Source organism: Pseudomonas protegens CHA0, from assembly GCF_000397205.1.
GTDB lineage: Bacteria > Pseudomonadota > Gammaproteobacteria > Pseudomonadales > Pseudomonadaceae > Aquipseudomonas > Aquipseudomonas protegens.
The window spans coordinates 4,360,581-4,387,557 of sequence record NC_021237.1; the positions used below are offsets into that span (position 1 = coordinate 4,360,581).

Consider the following 26,977-nt stretch of genomic DNA (forward strand, 5'->3'; position numbering starts at 1 on the left):
TGCCATCGGCCAACTGGAGCCTGCGGCCTATGCCATTTGGCAGATAGGCGCGATACCGGGCACGGGGGTCTAATACCCTGCCCCGAGCCACTGCACCGCCCCCACCCTGGAGTTTCCCGATGCCCAGCCCGCCCCTCGATCCCGCCAGCGCCCTGGCCCTGCGCAGCCAGTACCGGCAGTCGCAAAGCCGCGCCGCGCGCCTGCGGCTGCTGGTGGACACCGGCCAGGAGCTGCTGCAACTGCCCCCCGGACAGATGCGCCAGCGGGTGGTGCAGCGGGCCTGCGCCTTTGTCGCCATGGACCAGGGGCTGTTGCTGGAATGGAGCAGCGACGGCGTGGCCCACGCCAGCGCCGAACAGGGCCACGGCGAATGCCTGCAAGCCCTGCGCGCCGTGGCCGGGCAGGCCCAGTGGCTGGAGCGCCCGCTTGCGCAAACCGGGGTGCTGCGCGTACTGCTGCACCGCGCCGACGGCCAGCCCTTCGGCGCCCTGCTGCTGGCCAACAGTGTGCCCATCAGCGCGCCGGACAGCGAAGACCTGGAATCCCTGCAACTGCTGGCCACGCTGTTGGCCACGCACCTGGAAAACCAGCGCCTGCTGCAGGACCTGCAAGCCCGGGAGCGCAGTATGTCGGAGCTGGTGCAGCGCCTGTTCAGCGCCCAGGAGGATGAGCGCAAGCGCGTCGCCTACGACCTGCACGACGGCCTGGCGCAAACCCTGGCCGGGTTGCACCAGCGCCTGCAGGGTTTCGCCGGGCGCTGCCCGCCGCTGCCGGAGCACCTGCACGATGAACTGCAGACCATCCTGCAACTGGCCCAGGGCTGCGTCGGCGAAGGCCGGCAACTGATCGGCGGCCTGCGCCCCCATGTGCTGGACGACTTCGGCCTGTTGCGGGCCATCGACCGCGAGGCCGACCGCCTGCGCGACGCCGGGCTGGCGGTGCACTGGCAGCAGCGCTACCCGGAGCGCCTGCCGGCGGCCCTGGAAATCGCCCTGTTCCGCATCGCCCAGGAAGCCATCAACAACATCCTCAAGCATGCCCGGGCCCACAGCGTCAGCCTGAACCTGGCCCTGGAAGCAGGCCAGGCGGTGCTCGGCATCAGCGACGACGGCGCAGGTTTCCAGCCGGCATCCGGCCAGGGCATCGAACAGTTGGGCCAGGTGGCCATGCAGGAACGCGCCCATTTGCTGGGCGGGCGTTTCACCTGCCACAGCCGGCCCGGCAGCGGCACGCGGATTCTCGCCCGCGTCCCCGTCCCCTCCCTGGAGCACGCGGTATGACAGCGGTGATACGCCTGGTCCTGGCGGACGATCATGAAGTCACCCGCACCGGCTTCATCGCCCTGCTGGCGGGCAACCCGGAGTTCGAGGTGGTGGGGCAAGCCAGGGATGGCGAGCAAGCCCTGGCCCTGTGCGAGCAACTGCGCCCGGACCTGGCCATCCTCGATATCCGCATGCCCCTGCTCAACGGCCTGGGGGCCGCGCGCCTGCTGCAACAGCGCCAGCCCGAGGTCAAGGTGGTGATCTTCACCATGGACGACAGCCCCGATCACCTGGAAGCCGCCATGGCCGCCGGCGCCGTGGGCTACCTGCTCAAGGACGCCAGCCGCGAAGAGGTGCTCGACGCCCTGCAGCGTGTGGCCCGCGGCGAAGAGGCGCTCAACAGTGCAGTCAGCGCCCGCCTGCTGCGGCGCATGAGCGAGCGCGGCAACGGCCAGGCGCCCCAGGCTCAGGCCCTGACTGCCCGCGAGCGCCAGGTGCTGGGGCTGGTGGCCGGCGGCTTCAGCAACCGCGAGATCGGTGAAAAGCTGGGCATCACCACCGGCACCGCCAAGGCCCATGTGGAACGAGTGATCGGCAAGCTCGGCGCCGCCGACCGCACCCAGGCCGCGGTGCGCGGCATGGCCTTGGGGCTGGTGGCGCAACCTGCCGGGCAGTGGCCGTGAACCTGCTCAGCGCCCGGCGCTGGGCCGACCTGCCGCTGCGGGGCAAGGCGCTGGTGGTGATCTCCCTGCCACTGGTGATCCTGCTGCTGTCGCTGGTGCTGATCTACAGCACCGAGCGCCAGACCGCCCGCGCCGAGGAGGACGTGCGCCGGGTGCTGCTGGTGCAGGGCGATATCCAGGCGGTGCACACCCTCCTGGCCGAGGCCGCCGCCAGCGTGCGTGGCTACCTGCTGACCCGGCGCGAGGACTTTTTGCCCGCCTACCTCCAGGCCCGGCCGCAGATCGAGGCCGCGTTGCAACGCCTGGACCAGAATGTCCAGGACCCACGCATGCGCGACTACCTGCAGACCATCACCCCGCTGATCCGCACCAAGCTCGACGGCCTGGTGGCCCTGCGCAACGGCAGCCGCGACGACGCCGCCACGGTGACCGCGATCCTGATCGACAACAAGCAGGTGCTGGACGTGCTGCGCGAGCAGATCAGCGCCATGCGCGTGCGCGAGGATGCGCTGCTGGCCGAACGTAGCGCAGCCGCCGCGGCAACCCGCATGCGCCTGCTGTTCGCCACCTTGCTGGCCGCCGGCTGCGGGCTGTTCGGCGCCATCGTCGCGGTGCTGTTGCTGTCCCGGGGCATCGTCACCCGGGTGCAGCAGGTACAGGGCAATGCCCAGCGCCTGGCCCTGGGCCAGCCGCTGCGCCCGCAAGCGCCGGAACAGGATGAAATCGGCCAGCTGGGCACGCGCCTGGTGGAGGCCGGGCAACTGCTGGCCGAGCGCGAACGGGCCCTGCGCGACAACGAGGAACGCCTGCGGCTGATCATCGACGGGGTCAAGGACTACGGGATCTTCGCCCTGGACACCGCAGGCCGGGTTACCACCTGGAACGTCGGCGCGGAACGGATCAAGGGCTACAGCGAGCAGGAAATCATCGGCCGGCATTTTTCCCTGTTCTACCTGCCCGAAGAGTGCCCCCAGCACCCGGACATGGCCCTGCGCGAGGCCACCGCCCACGGCCACTACATGGAAGAGGCCTGGCGCTGTCGCAAGGACGGCAGCCGCTTCTGGGCCAGCGTGGTGATCACCGCGCAGTACGACGCCAGCGGCGCCCTGCGCGGTTTTTCCAAGATCACCCGGGACATCACCGATCGCCGTGCCGCGGAAATCGCCCTGGGCACCGCCCGCGAGGAAGCGGAAAGCGCCAGCCGCGCCAAGAGCGAATTCCTCTCGCGCATGAGCCACGAACTGCGCACGCCGCTCAACGCCATCCTCGGCTTCGCCCAACTGCTGGACATGGATTCCAATGCCGGCCAGCGGCCCCAGGTCGGGCATATCCTGCGGGCCGGGCAGCACCTGCTGGGGCTGATCAACGAGGTGCTGGACATTGCCCGTATCGAGGCCGGGCGCCTGCCGCTGAACGTCGAGCCCATGGCCCTGGCGGCGGTGCTGCACGAAGCCCTGACCCTGGTGTCACCCATGGCCGCGGACGCCGGCATCACCCTGGCGCCGCTGCCGGAACTGGCGGCGGACAGCGGCGTGATCGCCGACCGCCAGCGCCTGATCCAGGTGCTGCTCAACCTGCTGTCCAACGCCATCAAGTACAACCGCGCGGGTGGCCGGGTCAGCATCGACGTGGCGATCGAGGCATCGCGCCTGCGCCTGAGCGTGCTCGACACCGGCGCCGGCATCACCGCCGAGCGCCTGGAGCGCCTGTTCAAGCCCTTCGAACGCCTGGACGCCGACCCCAGGGTCGAAGGCACCGGCCTGGGGCTGGCCCTGAGCAGGAGCCTGCTGGAAATGATGGACGGCAGCCTGGGCGTACAGAGCACCCCGGGCAGCGGCAGTTGCTTCACCCTGGAGCTGCCCTTCGTGCGCCTGGCCGCTGCAGCTGCCGTGGCGCCCTGCAACGCCCCGGCGCTGAACGTGCCGGCGCCACAGCCCGCAAGCCGCTACCAGGGCAAGGTGCTGTGCATCGAAGACAACCTGCAAAGCCTGGCGCTGATCGAAACCCTGCTGCAACGGCGCCCGGGCATCCAGCTGCTGTCGAGCATGCAAGGCCAGATGGGCCTGGACCTGGCCCGCCAGCACGCGCCGCAGATGATCCTGCTGGACGTCAGCCTGCCGGACCTGCCCGGCCTGGACGTGCTGCAACGCCTGCGGGCCTCCAGCGCCACGGCCGACACTCCGATCCTGATGATCACCGCCGACGCCAGCGAACCGACCCGGCGCGCCCTGCTCGACGCCGGGGCCACGGCGATCCTGACCAAGCCCATCCACATCCCGGTGTTCTTCGCCCACCTCGATGCCTGTCTCCCGGAGCTCCCATGACTGCCGATCTGCGCATCCTCATCATCGATGACCAGCGCCCCAACCTCGACCTGATGGAACAGCTGCTGGCCCGCGAAGGGCTGCACAACGTCCTCAGCAGCACCCAGCCGCTGCGCAGCCTGGAGCTGTTCAACAGCTTCGAGCCGGACCTGGTGATCCTCGACCTGCACATGCCCGAGTTCGATGGCTTTGCGGTACTGGAACAGCTCAACCGACGGATCCCGGCCAACGACTACCTGCCGATCCTGGTACTCACCGCCGACGCCACCCGCGACACCCGCCTGCGGGCGCTGGCCCTGGGCGCCCGGGACTTCATCAGCAAGCCCCTGGATGCCCTGGAAACCCTGCTGCGGATCTGGAACCTGCTGGAGACCCGGGCCCTGTACAAGACCCTGCGCACCCTGGTGCCGCCGGAGCGCATCGAACTGCTGCGCCCACCAAGAACCTGACCTGCCGCACCTATCGCACCTGGCCCCACCACCGCCCCCTGTAGCCGCTGCCGCAGGCTGCGAACGGTCGCGCAGCGACCGCCGGGCGGGCGCCGCGCAGGGCCAGGAACCCGGTTCGGGTCTGCTGCGCAGCCCATCGCAGCCTGGGGCAGCGGCTACAGGAAGCTCGGGGTGTCAGAGGTCGCGGAAGAACTCCCCCGGGGTGGCGTCGAACTGCTGGCGAAAGGCGGCGATAAATGCCGAGGTCGAGTCATAACCACAGGCCAGCGCCACATCAGTGACCCGCTCGCCCTGCTCCAGGGGAGTCAGGGCGCCCAGCAGGCGCAGGCGCTGGCGCCAGGCACGGAAGGTCAGCCCGGTGTCCTTGAGGAACAGGCGGCTGAGGGTCTTCTCCGTCACCCCGAGCTTCTGGCTCCACTGGCCCAGCGTCGTGGCCTGCTCCGGGTGCGCCTGCAGGCTGCGGTAGATCGCCCGCAGGCGCACGTCGTGGGGCAGCGGCAGCATCAGGTCCAACTGCGGCGCGGCGGCCAACTGGTCCAGCAGCACCTGGGCCAGGCGCCCGTCGGCGCTGTCCTCGACATATTCCACCGGCAATTCACTGAAGGCGCGGATCAACTCCCGCAGCAGGCTGCTGACCGCCAGCACCTGGCAGCTGTCCGGCGCCGCCCAGGTGGTAACGCTGCAATCGAGGTACAGGCTGCGCATCTCGGTGCGCGGCGAGCTGAACACCCGGTGCGGCACCCCGGCGGGAATCCACACTGCCCGTTGCGGCGGGGCGATAAAGCGCCCGCCGCTGGTCTGGATCTCCAGCACCCCGGCAATGGCGTAGGACAATTGCACCCACGGGTGGCTGTGACGCCGGGTCAAGGCGCGATTGGGCAAGGATTCGGTGCGCCCGTACACCGGCCGCGGCAGGCTGGGCAAACCGGGAATACTGCGCCGGACGATCTTTTCATGTCCTTTAGGCGGCATTAACTGGCTCCTTGGCGTTAGTCGGTAAAACGCAGCCACGTTAGAGTCGCCCCACCGCACTTGGCAACCCCCGGATGATCCCGCTATGACTCGCTCGCGTCTTTTGCCCGACAACTTCACCCTGACCCTGATCGGCGTGGTGCTGCTGGCCAGTTTCCTTCCGGCCAGCGGCCAGGTGGCCATAGGTTTCGGCTGGCTGACCAACATCGCCATCGGCCTGCTGTTCTTCCTCCACGGCGCCAAGCTCTCGCGCGAGGCGATCATTGCAGGGGCCGGCCACTGGCGCCTGCACCTGCTGGTGTTCAGCCTGACCTTCATCCTCTTTCCCGTGTTGGGCCTGGCGCTCAAGCCGCTGCTGTCACCGCTGGTGGGCAACGACCTGTACATGGGCATGCTGTATCTGTGCGCCCTGCCGGCCACGGTGCAATCGGCGATCGCCTTCACCTCCCTGGCCCGGGGCAATATCCCGGCGGCCATCTGCAGCGCCGCGGCGTCGAGCCTGTTCGGGATCTTCCTCACCCCGCTCTTGGTGACCCTGCTGCTGAACGTGCACGGCGAAGGCGGCTCGACCCTGGACGCCATCCTCAAGATCAGCGTGCAGTTGCTGCTGCCCTTTATCGCCGGGCAGATCGCTCGACGCTGGATCGGCGCCTGGGTCGGGCGCAACAAGAACTGGCTGCGCTTCGTCGACCAGGGCTCGATCCTGCTGGTGGTCTACGGCGCCTTCAGCGAAGCGGTGAACGAAGGCATCTGGCACCAGATCCCGCTGTGGGAACTGGCCGGCCTGGTGGTGGCCTGCTGCGTCCTCCTGGCGCTGGTGCTGCTGGCGTCGAGCTTTCTCGGCAAGCTGTTCGGCTTCGACCAGGAAGACCGCATCACCATCCTCTTCTGCGGCTCGAAAAAGAGCCTGGCCACCGGCGTGCCCATGGCCCAGGTGCTGTTTGCCGGCAGCACCATGGGCGTGCTGATTCTGCCCCTGATGCTGTTCCACCAGATCCAGCTGATGGTCTGCGCGGTGCTGGCCCAGCGCTACGCCAAGCGCCCGGAATCGGTGGCCGAGCTGATGGGCCAGGTCGACCCGTAGCCTTTCCTGCAAGGCGGCCCGGCGGCTGGCCGGGCCTGCGCGCAGATGGCGGTGAAGATCGCGCAATGGCATGATGCCGCGGCGAAAATCATCAAGGACCGCTGATGTTTCCCCATCGAATTCAAGCCCCCAGCCAGGCCGACCTGGAACTGCAGGTTAGCGCCCGGCTGGAGGCCGATGACCAGGCCCAGGTCATCGTCCAGTTCGCCAAGGCCGAACAGTACGACGGCGAACTGCTGAGTCAGCTCGACACGCTCTGCGCCCGTTTCGGCGAGCGCCTCAATGTGCGTTTCTATAGCCATTATCCGGGCAGCGCGTTCGATGCCCGGGTGTTGCTGGCCCTGCCCCATGTGCAGTCCCTGAGCCTGGACTGCCTCGACACCCTGGATCACTACGAGGCCATCGGCCGCCTGCCCCTGCTTCGGGAGTTTGCCCTGCAGGTGATCAGCGCCGACCTGCCTGAACTGCTCAGCATGCCCAATCTGGAGCAACTGCGCAGCCTGCGGCTGTCCATGGACAATGGGCCGGCGATTGAACTGGCGCCGATTGGCTGGATGCCCGAGTTGCACAGCCTGAGCATCAGCGTGCAGAGCCATCAGCTGGATGTGCTGAGCCAGTGCCCGAGCATCAGGCACCTGAGCCTGCATCGCCTGCCGGCCAAGACCACCCTGGGCATGGTGGCCGGCATGGCCGGGCTGCGCAGCCTGGCGCTGAGTTTTGGCAGCCGCGAGAGCATGCCGGAGTTGCGCAACCCCCAGGTCACGGATCTGGAGATCCTGCGGGTGCGCGGCCTCCACCAACTGCAACTGGATGGCTTTCCACAGCTTGAGGTACTGAAGATCGAAGACCAGGCGCAACTGCGCCGGCTGGATTTCGCCGGGCTGGCGCGGCTGCACCAGCTGAGCCTGATCAACCTCAAGAGCCTGGGGGAACTCAGCGGCCTGCAAACCTCGAACATCGCTGATCTGCGCATCATCAAGGCCCCACAGATGGATCTGCTGACACTGATCGACAGCCAGCTACCGCCCAGCGTGCAGCACCTCAAGCTCATCAGTGGCAAACGCGCCGTGGACAAACAGCTCGACGCCCGGCAACAGCAGCTGGGCATTCCTGAACCCCGCGGCCCCTATTGACCGCCGCCCTCTCGTAGGAGCGAGCTTGCTCGCGAAGGACGTCAACGATAACGCGCACTTGCAGGGAACAGGCGGCGCTTTGGAAATCATCGCGAGCAAGCTCGCTCCTACAGATCGGTGTTATTCCTTGGAGATCCCATGTCCTTTGTCCGTGAATTTGCCCCGTTCCTGCTAAACCACCTAAAAGAAGAGCGCCAGCACATCCTCAAGTCCATCGCAGTCAGCGTCGCTGCCGAGCTATGGCTGAGCCTGGAGTCAGCGGCGCTGCTGGATATCAACCGCGACCAGTTCGGCCTCGGCGGCCAGCTGGATGAACGCCGCAACGTACCTCGCTGGCTGATCGCTGCCGAACGCCGCAAGGTGGATATCTGGGTTGAAGACAGCTACGGCGAACATCCCTCCACCGCTATCGAATTCAAAGTGATACACAACAACAAGAATGCGTATGACAAGATTCGGCAAATTCGCAAGGACCTGATCAAGCCCATTCCCCACACCGCGCCTGACGAACACATCGAACGCTGGGGCATCGTGCTGCTGACCTACTCGCGCTTCTACAGCGACCAACGAGGCAACTATGTCTACGGCAAGTTCGCCAACCGTGATGCCTTTCTCCAAGCCTTCAGGCATGCACTGAGCGATGACGCTGACCGTTACACGGGTACCCCTGAGCTGGAGCTGGCGATGGAGCCGATTCAGGTCGCCGATCTGGAAGGCGCCCACTACGTCGAACCGAAGAAAGAGGCCGGGGTGTATCTGGCGCTGGTCAAGCGCAAAGGCTGAATGCCCTTTGCAAGCGCCACCTGAAAGCGGTTCCCGGCGGTCGACGATAGTGGCACTATGCCGCCCCCGTTTATCCCGCATTCATGGAGTGACTGTGACTCATCTGTTTTCCCCGCCTGGGGTCTGCGCCCCTGAGCGTTCTACCTACCGGTTCTTTCCCAGGGTCGGCCTGTTTATTCTGGCCACCCTGTTATACATCCTGGCGGGAATACCCGGCATCCTGCTGGTGCCGCCACAGATGCAAACCTATCTGATATTCATCAGCACCCAGGGCCTGGGCATGCTGCTCTTGCTCGGCCTGTTCTGGCTGCAGTACCGCCAGCATTTCAGCGCCGCCTGGCGCGGACGGGTAATACGCCATCCTCTGGGCATAGGCGCTGCATGCATGGTGGCCGCCTATGTGCTGTGCGGGGTCGCCATCCTCATGCTCGGATCTCCTGAAGAGGCGTTCATGGCCGAATTGCTGGCGGGCCTGAACGGCTGGCAAACCCTGATCAAGATCGCCTCACTGATGGTGCTGCCCCCCATCGTTGAGGAGTTGTTTTTCCGCCATTACCTGCTGCGCCTGTTTCCGTATGAAAACAGCCAAGTCTGGAAATGGATCGCCGTTATCGTCAGTGCGGCCATCTTCGCCGGGCTTCACACCCAGTACGGCAACGGCACGACAATGGCCCTGATCTTTGCCAGTGGCTGCATTTTCGCGGTCGCCAGAATAGTCAGTGGCGGCCTTCTGGTTCCGATCCTCCTGCATTCAATGGCCGAGGTTCTCGGGATGTCCCTGGACACGCTGTTCAGAATGGCAGGGCTGTTCGGCTGAGGAGCCGCAGTGTCAGGACGAATGATCATTCGTCCTGATGGCCCAAGGCCAGAAACTGCCTCAAGCAATTAGCACCGACCTTCCTTTGTCCTACCCGCCCTCAGGCAAACCCAATGACACGCAAAATCGAAGACCTGGCTAGGCACTACCTGCTCAATCAGTTCACCCATGCCGATTATCGCTTTCATCCCAAGGAGCCGGGAGACCGTGGCTTTGATCTGTGGCTGGAACAGAACGGCGAACCCCGGCAAAAGGTCGAACTCAAGGCCACCAAAGCCAGGTACCTCAGACCCAGTAACATCTTCGCGCAGCTGGTGTTCAACGCCAAAATCGAAAGGCAGTTGTTCGAAAGTGGCGAAACAGTGATTGTCAGGGTCTTTATGGGCTCCTCGCCACCGCAGGTTTTCATTGTCACCAACGCTGTTCTCTCCAGCGGAGCACGGTTGAAGGAAGAGGCCAGGTACGTACTGTGTGGCAAGCTCAACTATGAGGACTCGATTACCAGCCTCGGTTGAGTATCCAGTGTACGAGCGCAGCATCAGGCCCTCAGGCCACTTACCGGTCCCTTTTTAACCTGTGCCCCTAACTCCGGAGCCCCCATGTCCATCACTGAGAATCTCCTGGCCTTCACCCTGGCCGCCACGCTGCTGACCTTGACCCCGGGCCTGGACACCGCCCTGGTGCTGCGCACCGCCACGGTGGAAGGCCGGCGGCAGGCGCTGCGCGCGGCGTTGGGCATCAATGCCGGCTGCCTGATCTGGGGCGCGGCTGTGGCCTTCGGCCTGGGGGCCTTGATAGCGGTGTCGGAACTGGCCTTCAACCTGTTGAAGTACTGCGGCGCCGCCTACCTCGCCTGGCTGGGACTGAACATGCTGCTGCGCCCGCGCCACTCGTTTGCTCCCACAGGCGCGAACAGCGACCCCGGCACCAACTGGTTTCTCAAGGGCATGCTGGGCAATGTGCTCAACCCCAAGGTGGGAGTGTTCTACGTGTCCTTTCTGCCGCAGTTCATTCCCCAGGGCCAGCCGTTGGTGGCCTGGACCTTCGGCCTGGTGAGCATTCACGTGGTGCTGGGGCTGGGCTGGTCGCTACTGCTGATCGCCGCCACCCGGCCCCTGGCCGGTGTGCTGCAGCGGGAAAAGGTGATCCAGTGGATGGACCGCACCACAGGGATGATCTTCGTACTGTTTGCCGCTCGATTGGCCTTGAGCAGGCGCTGAGAAGCCGCTCCCAGCCACTGCCAACGCCCCCGACAAACTCACGAGATCACGCCAAGGCCGCCACTCAGGCTTGCGCCTCGCTCCTAAACTGTTGCCACTGTTCCCAGCAGTTCTCGGCCACCAGATCGCGGTAACCCCGCTGGTTTTCCATGCTCAGCGCCACGGCCACCGGCAACGCGATACAGGCGGCGTTATCACGAATCTCCAGCACTTCGGCCTCGGTCAGGGGCATGCCCTTGGTGTTTTCGGCATTCAGCAGCAAGGCCACCAACGCAGGTACGAATACCAGGCAAAGCTGATCGGTCATGGCTCAGTGTCCAGGGGTTAGGCAAGGGCCGAAAAGCCTACACACATCGGCCCTGCGCAGCCATTGCACAAGGACATTAATGGCTGCCGGGGGCGCTTTCGCACACAACGGCTGGACAGCACAGGCGATCTGCCCGCCCCCGCCATTCACCCCTCGGCCAGCACCACGCCCCGCGCTTCCAGCAGCTTCACGAAACTGCTCAGGCTTTGCGACACGGTGCCGCGCCGCCAGACCAGCCAGGTGCGCAGGAAGCGAAAACGCGGGGACAACGGCCAGACGCTGACCGTGGCGCAGCCGGGCATGCTTTCCAACATGCTGCGGGGCATCAGCGCCAGCCCGGCGCCGGCGCTGACGCAGGCCAGCATGCCGTGGTAGGACTCCATTTCATGGATCTTGCCCGGCACCGCGGCGTCCTGGGTGAACCAGCTTTCAAAGTGATGACGGTAGGAGCAGTTGGCGCGAAAGGCATAGATGCTTTCGCCGTTGACCTCCCGCGCCCGGGTAATCGGCGCATGCCCCAGCGGGGCGATCAGCACCATTTCCTCCTCGAACACCGGCAGCCCTTCCAGAGCCGGGTGGCGCACCGGGCCGTCGACGAAGGCGGCCACCAGGCGGCCGGACAGCACGCCGTCGATCATGGTCCCGGAGGGTCCGGTGGACAGGTCCAGTTCCACCTTGGCGTACTGCTGGTTGTAGGCCGCGAGCAGCGCCGGGATGCGTACCGCCGCCGTGCTTTCCAGCGAGCCCAGGGCGAACGGTCCCTGAGGCTCCTCGCCGGCCACGGTCAGACGCGCCTCGGCCACCAGGTCGAGAATGCGCCGGGCGTAGTCGAGGAAATTCCAGCCGGCGGGGGACAGGCGCATGCGGCTCTTCTCGCGGATAAACAGCTCCACCCCCAGGTCCTGCTCCAGTTGCTTGATCCTGGTGGTCAGGTTCGACGGCACCCGGTGGATCAGTTGCGCGGCGGCGCTGATGCTGCCCTGCTCGGCAACGGCCTTGAAAATTTCCAGCTGGACCAGATCCACGGCATTCTCCAAACGTGAACGACTTGCTCAATATTATTCAGTTTTCAGCAAAGATCCAGCACCGTAACCTGCCGCCATTCCCACCCGAGCAGGACGGTGCCATGAGCCTTGTTTCCAGCCACACCCACGCCTTGTCGATCAACCCCGCCACTGGCGAGCAGATCGGCGCCTACCCCTACCAGTCCGAGGCTGAGCAGGACGCCGCGCTGAGCCGTGCCGCCGCTGGTTTCGCCCAGTGGAAACGCCAGAGCATCGCCGAGCGCGCCAGCCGCCTGAACGCACTGGCCCAGGCCCTGCGGGACAACAGCGAGGCCATGGCCCGCATGATCAGCCTGGAAATGGGCAAGCCCCTGCCCCAGGCCCGCGGTGAAATCGAGAAGTGCGCCCAGCTGTGCCTGTGGTACGCCGAGCACGGCCCAGCCATGCTGGCCCCGGAAGCAACCCTGGTGGAGAACGACAAGGCGCGCATCGAGTACCGGCCCCTGGGCCCGCTCCTGGCGGTGATGCCGTGGAACTTCCCGATCTGGCAGGTGCTGCGCGGCGCGGTGCCGGCGCTGCTGGCGGGCAACACCTACGTGCTCAAGCACGCCCCGAATGTCATGGGCAGCGCCTACCTGCTGCTGGACGCCATGCAGCGCGCCGGTTTCCCTGAAGGGGTGTTCGAGCTGCTCAACGTCACCCCGGACGGCGTATCCAGCGCCATCGCCGACCGCCGCATCGCCGCTGTGACCCTCACCGGCAGCGTGCGCGCCGGCATCGCCATCGGCGCCCAGGCCGGCGCCGCGCTGAAGAAATGCGTGCTGGAACTGGGCGGCTCCGACCCCTTTATCGTGCTCAACGACGCCGACCTGGACCAAGCGGTCAAGGCCGCGGTGATCGGCCGCTACCAGAACACCGGCCAGGTCTGCGCCGCCGCCAAGCGCCTGATCATCGAGCAAGGGGTGGTCGCGGAGTTCACCCGCAAATTCGTCGAAGCCACCCGCGCCCTGGTCATGGGCGACCCGCTGGCCAGCGACACCTACATCGGCCCCATGGCCCGCTTCGACCTGCGTGACGAGCTGCACCAGCAGGTCCAGGCGACCCTGGCCGAAGGCGCCACCCTGCTGCTGGGCGGCGACAAGGTCGAAGGCGCCGGCAACTATTACCAACCCACGGTGCTGGCCAACGTCACCGAGCAGATGACCGCCTTCAAGCAGGAACTGTTCGGCCCGGTGGCCGCCATCATCAGCGCCCGGGATGCGCAACACGCCCTGGAACTGGCCAACGACAGCGAGTTCGGCCTCACCGCCACGATCTTCACCCAGGACCTGGAACGGGCCCGGCAGATGACCGACGAGCTGGAAACCGGCGGCGTGTTCATCAACGGCTATAGCGCCAGCGACCCCCGGGTGACCTTCGGCGGAGTGAAAAAAAGCGGCTTCGGGCGCGAGCTGTCGCACTTTGGCGTACGCGAATTCTGCAATGCGCAGACGGTGTGGCTGGATCGCCGTTGAGGCTCGGTGACCACGTCATAGGCTGAACGACCCCGGTGAAAAGCGGACCTGAATCAGGTCCGCTTTTTAATCGGATTAGAGGCCGGTTCTGGTGCGAATCAGAACTTTCCTAATGAAAAATCGTCGTTTTTTTCATTCTTTTAAGAATTTTCTTGAAGCAAGCAAGCCTGCCTCATTCTTATGATGCTGCTCTTTGGCATTACTCTGAGGTCCGCTATGTGCTCCTCCCTGCAAAAGTTCATCGTTCGTCTTCCAGGCGACCTGCACAACCAGCTCAAACACATTGCCAAACGAGAAAACCGCAGCATGAACAATGAAATCGTCGACCGCCTGGAAAAGTCCCTGGTCGTCGATGAAACCCGTGAGATGAATGAGAAACTCATCAGCCTGCTGCTGCGCAAGGTCGATTCCATGGAGGAGCGGATCAAGTGCCTGCAGATGGGCCACCCGGAGCCCGAGCAGGATTGCCCACCGCCGTGTTACGCAAGGACTTGAAGCGGCGACTCCCGCCACGCGATCTTCTACCTTTCCCGCCTTTACCCCCTCGCTGCAGCTTGTATGATGGCGCCTGCCCGACAGTACCCAGCGGCAACCGCCAGGCCCCGGCCTGATGCTCGCAGGGCTCCCCCGCTGTTCCTCACTACACACGCAGGTCGACGCTCCTAGCCTTCCCAGGAACCTCCTCCGGCTTCTGCCATGGGGCCGCGTCGCCTTCTAGGATTGTTCATGAGCCGGATTCACCCGACTGCCCCCGCGCGCACCTGCAGCTCAGCTTTGCCCCTCAACCGCCTGACCCTGGGCCTGCTGCTGGCCGGCAGCAGCGCCGTGGCCAACGCCGCGGGCACCCAGTTGCCGACCCAGACGGTCAGCGGCGAAGAGCCCTACGGCTATCGCGTCGACAGCGCCTCGGTGGGTGGTTTCAGCGAAGCGCCCTTGCTGGATACCCCGGCCTCCATCAGCGTGATCAATGAAGACATGATCCTCGACCAGCAGGCCCGACTGCTCAGCGACGTGCTGAAGAACGATGCCTCGGTGGGCCAGAGCTACGCGCCGGTGGGCTACTACGAAAACTTCGAAGTGCGCGGCTTCTCGCTGAATGCCGCCAGCAGCTACAAGATCAACAACCGCACCATCACCGGCGAGCAGAACGTCGCCCTGGAAAACAAGCAGCGGGTGGAATTGCTCAAGGGCCTTTCCGGCCTGCAAAGCGGGGTCAGCGAGCCCGGCGGGTTGATCAACTATGTGACCAAGCGGCCCACGGACATTCGTTCGGTGACCGTTTCCACCGACGACCGCGGCAGCGGCTACCTGGCCACCGATGTCGGCGGCTGGTTCGGCAGCGAACAGCAGTTCGGCCTGCGTGCCAACCTGGCCCATGAAGACCTGCACTCCTACGTCGAGCACACCAATGGCCAGCGCGACTTCGCCTCCCTGGCCCTGGACTGGAACATCAGCCCCGACGCCCTGCTGCAACTGGACATCGAATACCAGAACAAGCAGCAGCGCTCGGCACCGGGCTATCAACTGCTGGGGGGCTCCAGCCTGCCCCACCACGCCTCGCCGAAAAAACTCCTGGGGCACCAGAGCGGGTCAAAGCCGGTGACCAATGAATCGCTGAACATCGGCGGCAACTTCGAGTACCGCTTCAACGATGACTGGAAGGGCAACCTCAGTGCGTCGCGCAGCAAGGTGGTGATCGATGACTACAGTTCGTTTGCCTGGGGCGGCTGTACCACCGGCTGCATCAATGCCAACGGCAACTACTTCAGCCCCGAAGGCAACTACGACATCTACGACTTCCGCAGCCCCGACGACACCCGGCGCAACGATGAAGTGCAGGCTGTGCTCAATGGCCGCTTCGACGCCGCAGGCCTGGGCCATGAGTTGAGCGTGGGGACCAGTGCGTTTCGTCGTGTGGTGAACAAGCGTGAAGCGATCAATGAGTCATTCGGTAGTGGAAACATCAACAACGAACCGGAAGATCATCCTCGCTCCACTGAAGACCTGCGTGACTCCCACAAACGCCTGGACAGCCGCCAATACGGCCTGTTCCTCAGCGACCGCATCAGCTTCAACGAACAGTGGCAGACCGTCCTCGGCGGGCGCGAAGTACGCCTGGACGAAGAGAGCTTCGACAAGGACGGCGTGCGCGATCGCCACACCCAACGCTATGTATTCCTGCCCCAGGCCGCGCTGATCTACAAACCGATCAACAACATTTCGCTGTACACCCAGTACAGCAAGGGCCTGTCCCTCGGTGGCCAGGCCCCCTGGTTCGCCAGCAACAATGGCGAGACCCTCGCCCCCACCGTCTCGCGCCAAATCGAAACCGGGATCAAATATGACTGGCAGCGCATGAGTTTTACCGCCGCCCTGTTCCAGATGCGCCAGGCCTACCAGTACTCGCGCCCCGACGCTGCCGGCGGTTTCACCTACGTCCAGCAGGGCCAGCAAAAGAACACTGGCCTGGAGCTCTCCGCCAACGGCTGGGCCACCCAGCGCCTGCAGATTGCCGCCAGCGTCGCGGCAATTCGCTCCCGGGTGGAGGGCACCGGTACCCCGGCCTACGAGGGGCACCAGACCCTCAACGTCCCGCGCCTGCGAGCCAGCCTGCAGGGCGACTACGCCCTGCCCTGGCTCGACGGCCTGGCCCTGCTGGGCGGCATGCAATACAGCGGCAGCCAATACGCCGACCGCCAGGGCAACGTCGCCACCGGCGCCTACGCCATCTTCAACATCGGCAGCCGCTACAGCACCCGTATCGATGGCTACGACACCGTGTTCCGCCTGACCGTGGACAACCTGTTCGACAAGCGCTACTGGCGCGACACCGGGGAATACATGGGCGACGACTACCTGTTCCAGGGCGCGCCGCTGACGGCTCGGTTGAGTGCTTCGGTGAATTTCTGATGCAGCGCCAACCGCCCAGCGAGAATACGCCTCTCAAGTTAGCCGCTGTATTGTAGGAGCCGGCTTGCCGGCGAAGGCGGTCTCAAGGACACCTTCGCTGGCAAACCAGTGACTATGCGAATCTGTCAGGCATGCACAAAAAAGCCGGTCATCAAGACCGACTTGTCAGCGCCTGGTCTACTCGCCATCAAACCGGCTGCAAAGCCCGCAAGGCTTCAGGGTACTGGCTGGCCACACGCAGCAGCGTTTGAGCCGCGCCTGTCGGCTGGCGCCGGCCTTGCTCCCAATCCTGCAGTGTACGCAGGCTGACCCCCAACAGCGTGGCAAACGCACTCTGAGAGAGCCCCACCTTAGCCCGGGCCTCTGCCGCCCCGGACAGTTTTACCACCGTTGCACGCGCCGCCTTGCCGGCTTTCATCTGGCCCACCGAAGTCAGCAAATCCTTCTGAAACTGCTGCAGTTCATGGTCCATGACTGATTCCCTCTTTCAATTGATTCAGAAAGCCGATGGGCAGATTGTCTAACTTCGCCTTGGTGTAGACGATCAGCAACCAAATAAGACCTTCCGAAAGCAGGTTGTAGTAGATGACTCGTGTGCCGCCGCGCTTGCCGATGCCACTGCAAGACCAGCGCACCTTGCGCAGCCCTCCGGTACCGGGGATGACGTCTCCAACCCATGGGTCTGCGACCAACCAGGTGATGAATTCCAAGCGCTCGGCGTCATTCCAGATAGGCTCGGCGTAGCGCTTGAAGACCTCGGTTTCGATAACGGTATACATGGCTCCACCATCTACGGCAAGGCCGTACAGACGAACAGACAGGCATTCGTCCGACACAACCTGCTGGCGCTGGAAAGACCAATACCCCTGCCGCAACCAGGCATCGCAAGGGGTGGACGTTTGATCTACTCATCACCGAGGGTGGCCGCAATCATCGAGGGCAGCCACTGCTTACCGAAAATACAGATTTGCCTTACAGGCTCGGAGCCGATTTACCGGCGAAGGTGTCCTCAAGAGAGCCGTGGTAAACCAAGGCGCGTCACTCTGCAATGACTCGAAGCTGCCAACCTGCTTGATCGGTTACTTGGTCGCTCTGGCTCCAGCTCCAAGGATGATCAAACGTCCAACCACCAGTTCAACAGCGTCTCGTCCTCATCGTCATCGAGGTTTTTATAGACATTGGCGTAGTACCACTCAATCCCAGTTCTCTCGCGGAAGCGATCGAACACCGCATTGATACGGTCCATGCCATTCCTCGCAGGAACAGCGAATGAAAGGTTCCCCTCGAACAGCCCATCCAGGGTTCCGCCCAACTCACCAGCAACCTCGCTTTCAAGCGCACTGATCACCGCCGGATCAATGTAGTCGGCATAGATCTGAATGCAGAAATTCCCGCCCCGCTTCAGCACTTGCGCCGGCGCATCGGGATTGCGGATGGAAACGATATCGCCCCGCGCCAGGTTCTGCGCCAGGCCCGGCGAGGACAGCAACTCGTAGGTATGCTCATCAATCTGCCGCGCCAACAGCTCCTCGCGAACGGCGCCATCGTCATCGGCCATGTACACCTGAATCAGCACAGGGGATTGCTTGTCATCCATACGGGGCTCCACAGTTTCCACGTTCAACACCTGACCCTTGTTCTGTTACCCAGCGCTTCCATCCCCTGCCTCAGGGCAACGGCTCAAAGCGCCCACTGCCCGTATTCCACGCAAACCCCGGCAACGTGCAGTCCTGAAAGCCGATCCGCAATTGCTCCCCCTCAGCCTGCACCTGCAAGGTATCCACCCCCAGGTTGCGACACCCCGGCGCCGCAACCGCCAGGCTCTGCAGCAACTTGCCATTGGCCTTGTCCATCACCTCCACCGTCGTGATCCGCTGATCATTGCCCGGCATCGGCACCTGGAAATACCAGCGCTTGGTGGAAGCACTTTGCAGCAGCGTGGTGACCGGCTGCGGCCACGAGCGATCCGAATCCACCAGGCCCACCAGCTTCAGCGCAATGGGCAAGGTCTTGCCCGTGCGATAACTGGTCCAGGTGCCGCGCACCTGCTCCTGCTGGCGGGAGTTCAGCAAGTCATTGAACTGCAGACGCGCCACCGGCAAGCCCTGCTCGTCCAGCTCATCCATGGCCAGCGTCTTGTTGCTGTAGCTGAAGGTCGGCTTGAGGCGGATCGGCGTGCGATAGCGCTGATAGGCATAGGTGCCCTGGTAGACCGCATTCTGGCTGCCCAGGGTCAAGACAACCGCCTGCTTGCCCACCGTGCCCTCATACACCCCGTGGGACGCCTGCGCCGGCAACAGCCACAGCGCCAACACCAGCACCGCCAGCCCCCGAGCAACATCAAACCCACGCATCAGAAACGCTCCTCGCCCGACGACAGATATTCCAGCCGATCAGGGCTGATCACCCGGTAATAATCCCAACGCCGAGTGCGCTGGTCGTAATTGATGAAGTCCTGCTTGCTGAACTCCATCTGGCCACCGGGGGAAAAGCGCAGATCCCCCTCCACCGCGAACTGCTCCAACTGCGGATGGCGCCGGTATTCCCGGCGCTCACGGTTGTACAGGTAGTACTGAGTGGGCGAGCACCACAGCCGGCCATCCGACTCCGCCAGGCGATAGCCCTGGGCCTGAAAATCAATCCGCGCCTCGGCCTGGAAATGCCCGAAAGTCAGCGTCCTGGTACCGACCGACGACATGCACCACTGCCCACTGATCTCCTGCACCCGCCGCCCGGTGGTGCGGCTCATGACTCGAATACTGTCCACCTGCGCCACCTCCTCCCCGGCCTTGCGCGCGGCATGCACACTGAAATAGAAATCCCGATCGAACACCGGCTGCAACAACTCCCCCTCAAACGCCTCCCGCTGACTGTCGCCAAAGCGCATCACCCGCTGCAACTGCAACGGCTGCTGCGTGCCCGTGCGCAAATCCACCAGACTGCCCTGCAACGCCTGCGCCCCCTCGGCGAACGGCTGCAACGACACCGCCGTTGCGGGCAGGGTCGGGTTGTCCATGATGTTGATCAACAGCGCGGAGCCAGGATGGAAAGGGGTGGACTCCAACGCCATCGGCAGGCGCTCGGACTCGGAAAACCAATAGCCGGACATACCGCCGCCGTATTGGGAGTCGTAGGTGAGCGCCAGTTCAACCGGAGTGTCGCCGAGGGTGCCGCGGTAGGTGGTGGTGGGGTTGGCTTGGGCGGTTGGAGTGATTAGCCCGAGGCCGAGCAAGAGCGCTGCGGTCAGGCGCAAAAGGAGGTGTGGCAGGTGACGCTGTTGGCCAGCCCTTGTTTGTGAACTGCTGCCAATGGGCTGGGTCATGCCTGCGCTCCTTGCGGTGGGGAAAAGGGGCGCAGGATAGCAAAAACATTTTGATTTACGCGTAAAGAAGCGGATTCCTACAGCGGCGCCATTAGCTGTCCCGAAACTCCCTAGCCATACGCCATACCTCAGAAAATAGAAATGGTTTTTTCCTCAATGCCTATAGCCAGACAGTCCCAGCATGAGTGATTCCAAAACAGTGGCGCACCTTCGTTTTTTGGCGAATGATGGGAGCCGAATTGATTGATCGCACTGCAACTTATGGCGCATTCGTTTACCTTTTCATAAAAACGCTGGCAGGGAGGCCTCGATGTGGGCTGACGTCGACACAAAGCAAGATTTTCTTAACTATTCCGAGGTCGCAGATCTCGTTATCGATGTAATACGTGATCCCAACATGAGGCCAGTAACCGTTGGGGTATTTGGATCCTGGGGCACTGGTAAATCGACGCTTTTGAACCTAATCGAAGACGGGCTGAATCCAATTGAGGACCACACTGACTTCGTTGTCGTTCGCTTCGACGCATGGTTGTATCAAGGATTCGATGATTCGCGTGCAGCACTCATGGAGGTGATCGCATCCACCTTAATGGATGCCACTAGGTCATCCGAAACCCTCTTCGAAAAAGCTAAGAAACTGTTCTCCCGAGTCAGGAAAATGCGGTTGCTGGGCCTGATGGCTGAGGGCGGCGCACTCGCTGCTGGTGTGCCTGCTTTTGGGCTTGGTGCAAAGAGCATGGACGCCATCGGAAACTTGTTTTCCGGCGAAGTCGACGCTAATGCCGTGTCTGTCTTGAGAGAAGATGGAGCTAAGGCAAAAGCACATTTCACGGATTTGTTAGCAGACGAAAAGCAAAGCACTCCCCCTAAGCAAATAGCAGCCTTCAGGGCGGAGTTTGCCGATGTATTGGAGGGACTGAACAAGACGCTAGTTGTATTCGTAGATAATTTGGATCGATGCCTGCCGGCCCAGACTATTCACACTCTAGAGGCACTACGGCTTTTCCTCTTCATGGGGCACACAGCTTTCGTGGTTGCTGCTGACGAGGACATGGTTCGGCACTCGGTCAGTCAGCACTTCAAAGATCCAGGTGATAGGCATGTAACTGACTACCTAGACAAGTTGATCCAAGTTCCGGTCCGGGTACCTAAGTTGGGCGTTCAAGAGGTAAGGGCATATCTATTTCTGCTCTTTGCATCTGCTGGCGGTCAAGCAGACTCCGAAAGCTTTGAGCGTCTAAGAACAGGTCTTGAGGCAAACCTTCGTGAGGCTTGGAAGGATGAGCCCATTAGCACAGAGAAAGCATTAAGCCTCATGGGCGTAAACCCGCCCGCAGAGGTCGCCGAGGCTTTCCCAATAGCTGATCGCATCGCATCAATGCTTGCGACGTCGACCTCAGTTTCCGGAAATCCTCGAATAGTTAAACGGATGCTCAATGTGATCCGAATGCGGTCTCGCGTTGCCAAAGTCCGGAAAATGCCTGTCAACGAAGCCCTCATAGCAAAGATCGCTCTCTTCGAGCGATGCATGGAAGAAAAGGCGATTGCACATTTGTACTCCGTCATCAATATCGCAGCTGGTGGCAAGCCGGAGATCATAGCGGTGCTCGAAGCTCTTCTAGAGGATCCAGAAAAGTTCAAAGCAGCATGCCCTGATGTGTGGAAAGAGAAGAGTGAGTTATTGCGTGAGTGGCTTACGTTGGAGCCCTCACTTGCTCCAATCGATCTTCGCCCAATTGTTTACTTGAGCAGAGAAACGACGCCGTTGCGAGTGCTACGCGCGGGCCTATCGGCGGATGCTGCAAACGCCCTTGGGATCTTAAAGCGAACAATCAACACGTCCTCTCCCGCGGCTATATCAGCCATAAAGACTATTCCGGCATCAGAACGAAGTCTTGTCATGGCCCAGCTAATTGAGTCAATGCGGTCGCATTCTGATTGGTCTGTAAGGGCCCCAGGTTTCGAGGGCGCGCAGTTGCTTGCAGAAAACTCGTCTGATGCGGGAAGTGTCCTTTCTGACTTCATCCACACGGTAATGCCCGGCAAACTCAAGCCATGGCTCAGCGCAAAGGTGCGTGGTGCTAAGTGGTTCAAACAGAAAGAGTTGAAATGATATGGGGACGTCGACATCGAGTAAGGGGCCAGGGGGAAATTCTCCCTACGTGCCTGGATGGGTTGACACTGATGGTCAACCGCCAATACCTGAGGCACCTCCGCAGCGCTTCAAGGACTTCCGCACTAACCTGGGAAAGTTTGTCGCCAGTGGCGACCGTGAATATCTTCGATCGGCCGTAAGCAGCTATGCAGGTGCAGCAACCGGTGGTAGCGCGATCGGCGCGGCAAGATTTGGATCTATGGCTGGGGCCGGGGGAGCGCTCTTTGGAGCAATGGCCGCTTTTCGGGAAGGTCAATCGATACCAGGACTGGATTTGGCAACACTCAATGGCCAGGACACCGATTTAGCAATCAGCGCTATTGTCGAAGTTCTGGCAACTGAGGATGGCGACTCTGACCGTGTTCGCGTAGCAATGAATGAAGCGCTCTCAGAATGCCTTCAGGGGTACGACGAATTCGACTTTTCTAGCATCACGGATGAAATGCTTGTCCAAATGATGTTGGTTTACGTGACGAATTGTGTATTCAGCCAAGTCGTTTTGGATTCGAATGATGCATTCGCGAAAACAAACTCAGCAGGTCAAGTGGAGCAAGCGGAGAAGGATCTACATTCGTTGGTTGAGTCGGTCACTGACAAGCATATGCGGCCTTTACTGAGTGGAGATTTGAAATCATTTACCTCTGTCCGCGTTGAACAGGTCCAGCTTTTAGTAATTAAGGAAGTTTGGAGTGAGTGGGAGAGCTACGAACAGTGACAACCCTTATTTTTCAACATGAAATGCATCTGCTACCCCCTCCATCAAATGGCTTAATACCAGTGCTCATGTACGGAGCGCGGCCTCCGGCTCGAGGAACATGCTCCATCGGGGGGCCGGTCAGAGATGCGGTTCGGCGGCTGGGTGCGCCAGTTAGTAGAGCTGGATTCGATCTGTTAACCATTGCTATGGCGGTCACCGCCGCTGACACCTTTGTCGATAAAGCAGAGTCGGATGATGGGTGGGCACGGGTTCTACGTTTATCGATTCCAATAGCAGACCCGGACCTTTGGAATCCTGCCGTCCCGACTCTTCAGAAAGCTTTGCATTTTCTGAGCGGAGATATTTGGGAAATCACATTGATGCCAGATGGGCCACGTCAGTTGCCAGCACAGAAGCGTGGGCATATCACTGTCATGGCAGGTCATGATTGCGTTAGCCTTTTTTCGGGAGGGATGGATAGCGGTATCGGTGCACTTGATCTTTTAGCCAAAGGTCGTCGTCCTCTTTTGATCAGCCATTCCTACCGAGGTGACTCAGAAAAGCAGATATCAATTCGCGACCAACTCCCTGTGAATGTATCGAGATTCGCTGCGGTTGCGCACCCGATCTCCTGGCTGGGAACACAGACTGATGTGCAAATGCGTACCCGCAGTTTTAATTTCCTTGCGTACGGCACTCTTGTTGGTGCGACCCTAGCTCAGCTCCGCGTGGCTGGCCCGCCTGTTGAGCTTTTCGTTCCTGAAAACGGCTTAATCGCGCTCAACCCTCCAATGACACGAAGACGAATAGGTGCGCTGAGTACACGAACTACTCACCCTCATTTCCTCCGGCTCTTCCAACAGGTTTTAGATACCGTTGGTCTCCCTGTGAAGGTCATAAATCCTTATTCACTGAAAACAAAGGGGGAGATGCTGATTGAGTGCCTAGACCAAAATTCTCTCAATCTTCTGGTATCAGAGACCGTCTCGTGTGGCAAATGGAAGAGGACTCATGTTCAGTGTGGCAAATGCGTCCCATGCATAATACGTAGGGCATCGTTCCATGCAGCAGGCATGACTGATACCACCCAGTACGGAAGAGGGCAAGATCTGAGTTCAGTGATGAACGACAGCAAAGCACGGGATGACCTAATGGCTATGATTCTTGCCTCTAGAAGATTGCCACATGCTGATGCTGCAAGATGGGTTCCCCAGGCAGGACCGCTGCCTTCGGGGCGTCAAGCTAGGGATGATTTGGTGGCCGTGGCAACAAGAGGAATGAAAGAGGTAGGGACGTATTTGGCAAGCCTCAACCTTCTTTGAGGCCGGGGCGTTTCTCATTCAAATATCTAGCGCTACAAGATAGGCTTCCTGAGCCTCGGTGGGTCGAAAGACCGGTTGCTGGCGATTTTGACCTGTTGCGTTGCAACTTAAGCGCACGATGCCGAAAGCCCACTATTGGCCGAACCTGTCGAAAATCGTTTTATAAACTGGTAAGAAATAAATCGCTGGAAACGACGTTTTAGTAAGCTCCTAAGTAAAATCCGAGTCCGAAAGTATCTGCACATATTCAGGACCTCAATCTTAGGAGCTTGCTTTTCTTCTGTGTAAATCAGAGTGGACTTTTTTCAACAGACTCGTCTGTTGCCTACCCATAAAGAGCAAAAGCCAACTCAAAAATCGATCATTCAAAATAGGCCTACAAAAACAGAGCCCACTCAAAACGATGAACAGTTGGGACCACTCGCTTTACCAGATGCCACTATTTCCCCTCAAATTTTCTTCCCATAAAACCGAAAACTCCTACAATCATCTCTTCGAATTCCCACACGGCTCCCCTTCATGCCTGCTGTGGTCAACCAAGAGGCGAGATCGTGGACACCGCTGTTGACTCCCCTGCCCCACTGCTCAACACCACCCGTCTTGCAGAAGCGCTGCAGCGCTTCGCAGACGATCGCGACTGGCAGCAATTCCACTCCCCCAAAAACCTGCTCCTAGCTCTAACCGGTGAAACCGGTGAGCTCTGCGAAATTTTCCAGTGGATGAGCGAAGCCGACGCCAAGGATGCAGCCATGCGTCCAGAAACCGCTCAAGCCGTGAAAGATGAATTGGCCGACGTACTCATGTACCTCGTGCGATTAAGCACGGTGCTGGGCGTCGATCTAAACGAGGCGGTGACAAACAAACTCGCGTTGAACGGCCAGAAGTACCCCGTCGACAAAGCCAAAAGCACCAGCAAGAAGTACGACCAACTCTGACCCCCTGGGCTCTAAGGACCACTTGTGATCGTTTACTCGGCGACCAAACAACAATTCCTCGACGTTTGCGACAACAACGATATTGAAGAGGTGATCCTCAAGCACTTCAAAGAGGCCACTGGCAAGAAAGTGGCGGCTTCAGAGATCCGATCTTGGCAGGGATCGCTCACTTACATGGCCAAGGTCCTAAGAGACAAGGACCTGCCGGAGGATGCCGGAGTAGCCATTGAGCTACATATTCCGCAATCCATGAAACGTATCGATTTCTTGCTGACAGGCCACGACCAGCACCAGGGTAAAAATGCCGTGTTGGTGGAACTGAAGCAATGGAGCAAAGCCAGCGCCACCAGTAAAGATGCGATCGTAAAAACCGCGCTGGGTGGCAGTCATGTTGAAACCATTCATCCTTCCTATCAGGTGTGGTCTTACGCCACTTTGCTGGAAGGCTTCAATGAAGCCGTCTATGACCAAGGCATCAAAGTACACCCATGCGCTTACCTGCATAACTATGTCAGCGATGGTGTTATCAACTCGGCTCACTACGACGCCTATACCAGCAAGGCACCTTTGTTCCTAAAAGGTCCTGACGAGTTGACGAAACTGAGAAGTTTCCTCAAACAGCACATCTATTACGGCGACAACCAAGACGTTCTTTACGAGCTTTCTAGCGGTAAGAGCCGCCCCTCCAAAGCTTTGGCTGAAGCTCTAACTGGGCTAATGGAAGGCAAGCCTGAGTTCGTTCTGATTGATGATCAAAAGACCGTCTTCGAGTCAGTACTTGCGGCGGTCGCAGAGGCCTCTGCCGATGCTCCGAAGGTGCTGATCATTGAGGGTGGCCCTGGTACCGGAAAGACAGTAGTAGCCATCAACCTGTTGGTCAGGCTCACGGCCTTACGCCTGATGAGCAGGTATGTCTCAAAAAATGCCGCCCCACGTGCCGTGTACGAGAAGAAACTGGTCGGCACTGTCAAGCCCACCAAGTTCTCCAGTCTGTTCTCCGGCTCGGGGGCCTATACCGATATCAAGCCTGACTTTTACGACGCGCTGATCATTGATGAAGCCCACAGGCTGAATGAGAAAAGCGGCTTTTATGGCAACGAGGGTGAAAACCAGATCAAAGAACTAATTGGGTCCGCTAAATGCTCAGTGTTCTTTATCGACGAGGATCAACGCGTAACCCTTAAGGATATTGGCAGCAAACAAGCAATCCGAGAGTTTGCTGAGGCCCGAGGGGCAACGGTGGAGGAATACACCTTGTCTTCCCAGTTCCGTTGCAGTGGCTCCGATGGTTACTTGGCATGGCTAGATGACGTGCTGGGCATTCGCAAAACCGCGAACCCAATACTCGATGCCAGTGAGTACGAGTTCAAAGTGTTCGACTCGCCACAAGCAATGCATGAGGCAATCGAACAAAAGAACCACGGAAACAAGGCGCGTGTCGTCGCAGGTTACTGCTGGCCATGGAGCAGCAAGAAAGACCCTAAAGCCAAAGACATTGAAATCGGTGAACACTACGCCCGCCAATGGAACCTGGATCAAGACGGCAGTCTGTGGATCATCGCGGATAAATCCGTGGATCAGGTCGGCTGTATTCACACCTGCCAAGGATTAGAGGTGGATTATATCGGTGTGATCATCGGGCCAGATTTGATCGTGCGCGATGGAAAAGTAGTGACATCCCCCAAAGCGCGAGACAAATACGACAAGACGATTCGTGGTTGGAAAAGGCTGATGAAGGAACAACCCGACTTCGCACAGCAAGAGACTGATCTCATCATCAAGAACACCTACCGGACCTTGATGACCCGAGGAATGAAGGGCTGCTACTTGTACTGTACCGACCCAGAGACGGCGCAATATTTTGCCAACCGACTGGCAGAAGGCGAGTCAGCTTTGTAGGTGTCATTAGTCACGTTTCCTCTACCAGTGATGACGTACTCAATCCTGCCATCACTGGATGGCTAACGAAGACTAACCACCTTCATCTCTACTCTTCAGGTGCCATATTCCCTACTCAGTTCACAGCTCCTTGTAAGGCTAGTCCCTTTCTATTGAGCGACTTTTCCTAGAGAATCCAACCCGCT

Annotated in this window: 26 protein-coding genes; 18 read left to right on the forward strand and 8 right to left on the reverse strand. The window is 60.9% G+C overall.

Translation table 11 applies throughout. From position 1 onward, the window contains the following. Nucleotides 1–119: 119 nt before the first annotated feature. From PFLCHA0_RS19400 to PFLCHA0_RS19415, 4 genes are read left to right on the forward strand one after another with little or no spacing between them, the layout of a single operon-like run. Nucleotides 120–1,280 carry a sensor histidine kinase gene (locus PFLCHA0_RS19400; RefSeq protein ID WP_015636231.1) on the forward strand — a complete coding sequence of 387 codons (1,161 nt, stop codon included), beginning with the start codon at nucleotides 120–122 and terminating at the stop codon, nucleotides 1,278–1,280. Next, nucleotides 1,277–1,945 carry a response regulator gene (locus PFLCHA0_RS19405; protein ID WP_011062112.1) on the forward strand — a complete coding sequence of 223 codons (669 nt, stop codon included), beginning with the start codon at nucleotides 1,277–1,279 and terminating at the stop codon, nucleotides 1,943–1,945. Before PFLCHA0_RS19400 ends, PFLCHA0_RS19405 begins: the two co-directional genes overlap by 4 nt. Further along, nucleotides 1,942–4,269, forward strand: a complete 2,328-nt coding sequence (locus PFLCHA0_RS19410; protein WP_172621751.1) for an ATP-binding protein — start codon at nucleotides 1,942–1,944, stop codon at nucleotides 4,267–4,269. Before PFLCHA0_RS19405 ends, PFLCHA0_RS19410 begins: the two co-directional genes overlap by 4 nt. Continuing rightward, a complete protein-coding gene (locus PFLCHA0_RS19415) occupies nucleotides 4,266–4,718 on the forward strand; it encodes a response regulator (RefSeq protein ID WP_015636233.1) in 453 nt (150 codons plus the stop codon). Before PFLCHA0_RS19410 ends, PFLCHA0_RS19415 begins: the two co-directional genes overlap by 4 nt. A 174-nt stretch (nucleotides 4,719–4,892) precedes the next feature. On the opposite strand, the gene PFLCHA0_RS19420 is transcribed toward PFLCHA0_RS19415, so the two are convergent. After that, a complete protein-coding gene (locus PFLCHA0_RS19420) occupies nucleotides 4,893–5,690 on the reverse strand; it encodes an AraC family transcriptional regulator (protein WP_015636234.1) in 798 nt (265 codons plus the stop codon). Nucleotides 5,691–5,775: 85 nt separating this feature from the next. Here PFLCHA0_RS19420 and PFLCHA0_RS19425 point away from each other — a divergent pair, with 85 nt between their 5' ends. From PFLCHA0_RS19425 to PFLCHA0_RS19450, 6 genes are all read left to right on the forward strand, one after another. Next, nucleotides 5,776–6,774 (forward strand): bile acid:sodium symporter family protein, encoded by a 999-nt coding sequence (locus tag PFLCHA0_RS19425; protein WP_015636235.1) that lies wholly within the window; start codon nucleotides 5,776–5,778, stop codon nucleotides 6,772–6,774. A 104-nt stretch (nucleotides 6,775–6,878) separates the two neighbouring features. Then, the gene (locus tag PFLCHA0_RS19430) at nucleotides 6,879–7,907 is read left to right on the forward strand and encodes a leucine-rich repeat domain-containing protein (RefSeq protein WP_015636236.1); all 1,029 of its coding nucleotides are present in this window, start codon (nucleotides 6,879–6,881) and stop codon (nucleotides 7,905–7,907) included. Between the two features lie 138 nt (nucleotides 7,908–8,045). Beyond that, on the forward strand, nucleotides 8,046–8,690 hold the full coding sequence (locus PFLCHA0_RS19435; RefSeq protein WP_015636237.1) for a hypothetical protein: 645 nt from the start codon (nucleotides 8,046–8,048) through the stop codon (nucleotides 8,688–8,690). A gap of 7 nt (nucleotides 8,691–8,697) precedes the next feature. Further along, entirely contained in the window at nucleotides 8,698–9,507 is an 810-nt protein-coding gene (locus PFLCHA0_RS19440) for a CPBP family intramembrane glutamic endopeptidase (RefSeq protein ID WP_230493571.1), read from the forward strand. A gap of 113 nt (nucleotides 9,508–9,620) precedes the next feature. After that, nucleotides 9,621–10,022, forward strand: a complete 402-nt coding sequence (locus PFLCHA0_RS19445) for a hypothetical protein (protein ID WP_015636239.1) — start codon at nucleotides 9,621–9,623, stop codon at nucleotides 10,020–10,022. Nucleotides 10,023–10,106: 84 nt separating this feature from the next. Beyond that, the gene (locus PFLCHA0_RS19450) at nucleotides 10,107–10,727 is read left to right on the forward strand and encodes a LysE family translocator (protein WP_015636240.1); all 621 of its coding nucleotides are present in this window, start codon (nucleotides 10,107–10,109) and stop codon (nucleotides 10,725–10,727) included. Nucleotides 10,728–10,791: 64 nt separating this feature from the next. On the opposite strand, the gene PFLCHA0_RS19455 is transcribed toward PFLCHA0_RS19450, so the two are convergent. After that, nucleotides 10,792–11,034: a hypothetical protein gene (locus tag PFLCHA0_RS19455; protein WP_015636241.1), complete on the reverse strand. Its 243-nt coding sequence runs from the start codon at nucleotides 11,032–11,034 to the stop codon at nucleotides 10,792–10,794. A 146-nt stretch (nucleotides 11,035–11,180) separates the two neighbouring features. Next, a complete protein-coding gene (gene ptrR / locus PFLCHA0_RS19460; RefSeq protein WP_015636242.1) occupies nucleotides 11,181–12,059 on the reverse strand; it encodes a putrescine utilization regulator PtrR in 879 nt (292 codons plus the stop codon). 101 nt (nucleotides 12,060–12,160) lie between these two features. Between ptrR and PFLCHA0_RS19465 the strand changes: the two genes are divergently transcribed. The 3 genes from PFLCHA0_RS19465 to PFLCHA0_RS19475 all read left to right on the forward strand — a co-directional run bounded on the left by PFLCHA0_RS19465 (nucleotide 12,161) and on the right by PFLCHA0_RS19475 (nucleotide 16,462). Beyond that, on the forward strand, nucleotides 12,161–13,552 hold the full coding sequence (locus PFLCHA0_RS19465; RefSeq protein ID WP_015636243.1) for an aldehyde dehydrogenase family protein: 1,392 nt from the start codon (nucleotides 12,161–12,163) through the stop codon (nucleotides 13,550–13,552). 216 nt (nucleotides 13,553–13,768) lie between these two features. Beyond that, on the forward strand, nucleotides 13,769–14,047 hold the full coding sequence (locus tag PFLCHA0_RS19470) for an Arc family DNA-binding protein (RefSeq protein WP_015636244.1): 279 nt from the start codon (nucleotides 13,769–13,771) through the stop codon (nucleotides 14,045–14,047). Nucleotides 14,048–14,278: 231 nt separating this feature from the next. Beyond that, on the forward strand, nucleotides 14,279–16,462 hold the full coding sequence (locus PFLCHA0_RS19475) for a TonB-dependent siderophore receptor (RefSeq protein ID WP_015636245.1): 2,184 nt from the start codon (nucleotides 14,279–14,281) through the stop codon (nucleotides 16,460–16,462). 187 nt (nucleotides 16,463–16,649) lie between these two features. Here PFLCHA0_RS19475 and PFLCHA0_RS19480 read toward each other — a convergent pair whose 3' ends face one another. The 5 genes from PFLCHA0_RS19480 to PFLCHA0_RS19500 all read right to left on the reverse strand — a co-directional run bounded on the left by PFLCHA0_RS19480 (nucleotide 16,650) and on the right by PFLCHA0_RS19500 (nucleotide 19,784). Continuing rightward, a complete protein-coding gene (locus tag PFLCHA0_RS19480) occupies nucleotides 16,650–16,934 on the reverse strand; it encodes a helix-turn-helix domain-containing protein (protein ID WP_015636246.1) in 285 nt (94 codons plus the stop codon). Continuing rightward, nucleotides 16,924–17,241, reverse strand: coding sequence for a hypothetical protein (locus PFLCHA0_RS19485; RefSeq protein ID WP_015636247.1), 318 nt, complete (start codon nucleotides 17,239–17,241; stop codon nucleotides 16,924–16,926). The genes PFLCHA0_RS19480 and PFLCHA0_RS19485 overlap by 11 nt, the downstream gene beginning before the upstream one ends. A gap of 335 nt (nucleotides 17,242–17,576) precedes the next feature. Next, on the reverse strand, nucleotides 17,577–18,059 hold the full coding sequence (locus PFLCHA0_RS19490; protein ID WP_015636248.1) for a DUF4265 domain-containing protein: 483 nt from the start codon (nucleotides 18,057–18,059) through the stop codon (nucleotides 17,577–17,579). A 70-nt stretch (nucleotides 18,060–18,129) separates the two neighbouring features. Beyond that, complete coding sequence (locus PFLCHA0_RS19495) at nucleotides 18,130–18,816, reverse strand: hypothetical protein (protein WP_015636249.1); 687 nt, start codon at nucleotides 18,814–18,816, stop codon at nucleotides 18,130–18,132. Then, entirely contained in the window at nucleotides 18,816–19,784 is a 969-nt protein-coding gene (locus PFLCHA0_RS19500) for a hypothetical protein (RefSeq protein ID WP_015636250.1), read from the reverse strand. The genes PFLCHA0_RS19495 and PFLCHA0_RS19500 overlap by 1 nt, the downstream gene beginning before the upstream one ends. Before the next feature lie 310 nt (nucleotides 19,785–20,094). Here PFLCHA0_RS19500 and PFLCHA0_RS19505 point away from each other — a divergent pair, with 310 nt between their 5' ends. The 5 genes from PFLCHA0_RS19505 to PFLCHA0_RS19520 all read left to right on the forward strand — a co-directional run bounded on the left by PFLCHA0_RS19505 (nucleotide 20,095) and on the right by PFLCHA0_RS19520 (nucleotide 26,792). Then, complete coding sequence (locus PFLCHA0_RS19505) at nucleotides 20,095–21,897, forward strand: KAP family P-loop NTPase fold protein (protein WP_015636251.1); 1,803 nt, start codon at nucleotides 20,095–20,097, stop codon at nucleotides 21,895–21,897. 49 nt (nucleotides 21,898–21,946) lie between these two features. Beyond that, on the forward strand, nucleotides 21,947–22,654 hold the full coding sequence (locus PFLCHA0_RS30930; protein ID WP_230493573.1) for a hypothetical protein: 708 nt from the start codon (nucleotides 21,947–21,949) through the stop codon (nucleotides 22,652–22,654). Between the two features lie 23 nt (nucleotides 22,655–22,677). Further along, nucleotides 22,678–23,958 carry a Qat anti-phage system QueC-like protein QatC gene (gene qatC / locus PFLCHA0_RS31325; protein ID WP_310793917.1) on the forward strand — a complete coding sequence of 427 codons (1,281 nt, stop codon included), beginning with the start codon at nucleotides 22,678–22,680 and terminating at the stop codon, nucleotides 23,956–23,958. 551 nt (nucleotides 23,959–24,509) lie between these two features. Further along, nucleotides 24,510–24,893: a nucleotide pyrophosphohydrolase gene (locus PFLCHA0_RS19515; protein ID WP_015636253.1), complete on the forward strand. Its 384-nt coding sequence runs from the start codon at nucleotides 24,510–24,512 to the stop codon at nucleotides 24,891–24,893. A gap of 24 nt (nucleotides 24,894–24,917) precedes the next feature. Then, entirely contained in the window at nucleotides 24,918–26,792 is a 1,875-nt protein-coding gene (locus PFLCHA0_RS19520) for a DUF2075 domain-containing protein (protein ID WP_015636254.1), read from the forward strand. Nucleotides 26,793–26,977 lie beyond the last annotated feature (185 nt).

Coding starts and splice junctions, on each gene's coding strand:
- PFLCHA0_RS19400 (WP_015636231.1), top strand. CDS start 120: ATGCCCAGCCCGCCCCTCGATCCCGCCAGCGCCCTGGCCCTGCGCAGC.
- PFLCHA0_RS19405 (WP_011062112.1), top strand. CDS start 1,277: ATGACAGCGGTGATACGCCTGGTCCTGGCGGACGATCATGAAGTCACC.
- PFLCHA0_RS19415 (WP_015636233.1), top strand. CDS start 4,266: ATGACTGCCGATCTGCGCATCCTCATCATCGATGACCAGCGCCCCAAC.
- PFLCHA0_RS19420 (WP_015636234.1), bottom strand. CDS start 5,690: ATGCCGCCTAAAGGACATGAAAAGATCGTCCGGCGCAGTATTCCCGGT.
- PFLCHA0_RS19425 (WP_015636235.1), top strand. CDS start 5,776: ATGACTCGCTCGCGTCTTTTGCCCGACAACTTCACCCTGACCCTGATC.
- PFLCHA0_RS19430 (WP_015636236.1), top strand. CDS start 6,879: ATGTTTCCCCATCGAATTCAAGCCCCCAGCCAGGCCGACCTGGAACTG.
- PFLCHA0_RS19435 (WP_015636237.1), top strand. CDS start 8,046: ATGTCCTTTGTCCGTGAATTTGCCCCGTTCCTGCTAAACCACCTAAAA.
- PFLCHA0_RS19445 (WP_015636239.1), top strand. CDS start 9,621: ATGACACGCAAAATCGAAGACCTGGCTAGGCACTACCTGCTCAATCAG.
- PFLCHA0_RS19450 (WP_015636240.1), top strand. CDS start 10,107: ATGTCCATCACTGAGAATCTCCTGGCCTTCACCCTGGCCGCCACGCTG.
- PFLCHA0_RS19455 (WP_015636241.1), bottom strand. CDS start 11,034: ATGACCGATCAGCTTTGCCTGGTATTCGTACCTGCGTTGGTGGCCTTG.
- PFLCHA0_RS19465 (WP_015636243.1), top strand. CDS start 12,161: ATGAGCCTTGTTTCCAGCCACACCCACGCCTTGTCGATCAACCCCGCC.
- PFLCHA0_RS19470 (WP_015636244.1), top strand. CDS start 13,769: ATGTGCTCCTCCCTGCAAAAGTTCATCGTTCGTCTTCCAGGCGACCTG.
- PFLCHA0_RS19475 (WP_015636245.1), top strand. CDS start 14,279: ATGAGCCGGATTCACCCGACTGCCCCCGCGCGCACCTGCAGCTCAGCT.
- PFLCHA0_RS19480 (WP_015636246.1), bottom strand. CDS start 16,934: ATGGACCATGAACTGCAGCAGTTTCAGAAGGATTTGCTGACTTCGGTG.
- PFLCHA0_RS19485 (WP_015636247.1), bottom strand. CDS start 17,241: ATGTATACCGTTATCGAAACCGAGGTCTTCAAGCGCTACGCCGAGCCT.
- PFLCHA0_RS19490 (WP_015636248.1), bottom strand. CDS start 18,059: ATGGATGACAAGCAATCCCCTGTGCTGATTCAGGTGTACATGGCCGAT.
- PFLCHA0_RS19495 (WP_015636249.1), bottom strand. CDS start 18,816: ATGCGTGGGTTTGATGTTGCTCGGGGGCTGGCGGTGCTGGTGTTGGCG.
- PFLCHA0_RS19500 (WP_015636250.1), bottom strand. CDS start 19,784: ATGACCCAGCCCATTGGCAGCAGTTCACAAACAAGGGCTGGCCAACAG.
- PFLCHA0_RS19505 (WP_015636251.1), top strand. CDS start 20,095: ATGTGGGCTGACGTCGACACAAAGCAAGATTTTCTTAACTATTCCGAG.
- qatC (WP_310793917.1), top strand. CDS start 22,678: ATGCATCTGCTACCCCCTCCATCAAATGGCTTAATACCAGTGCTCATG.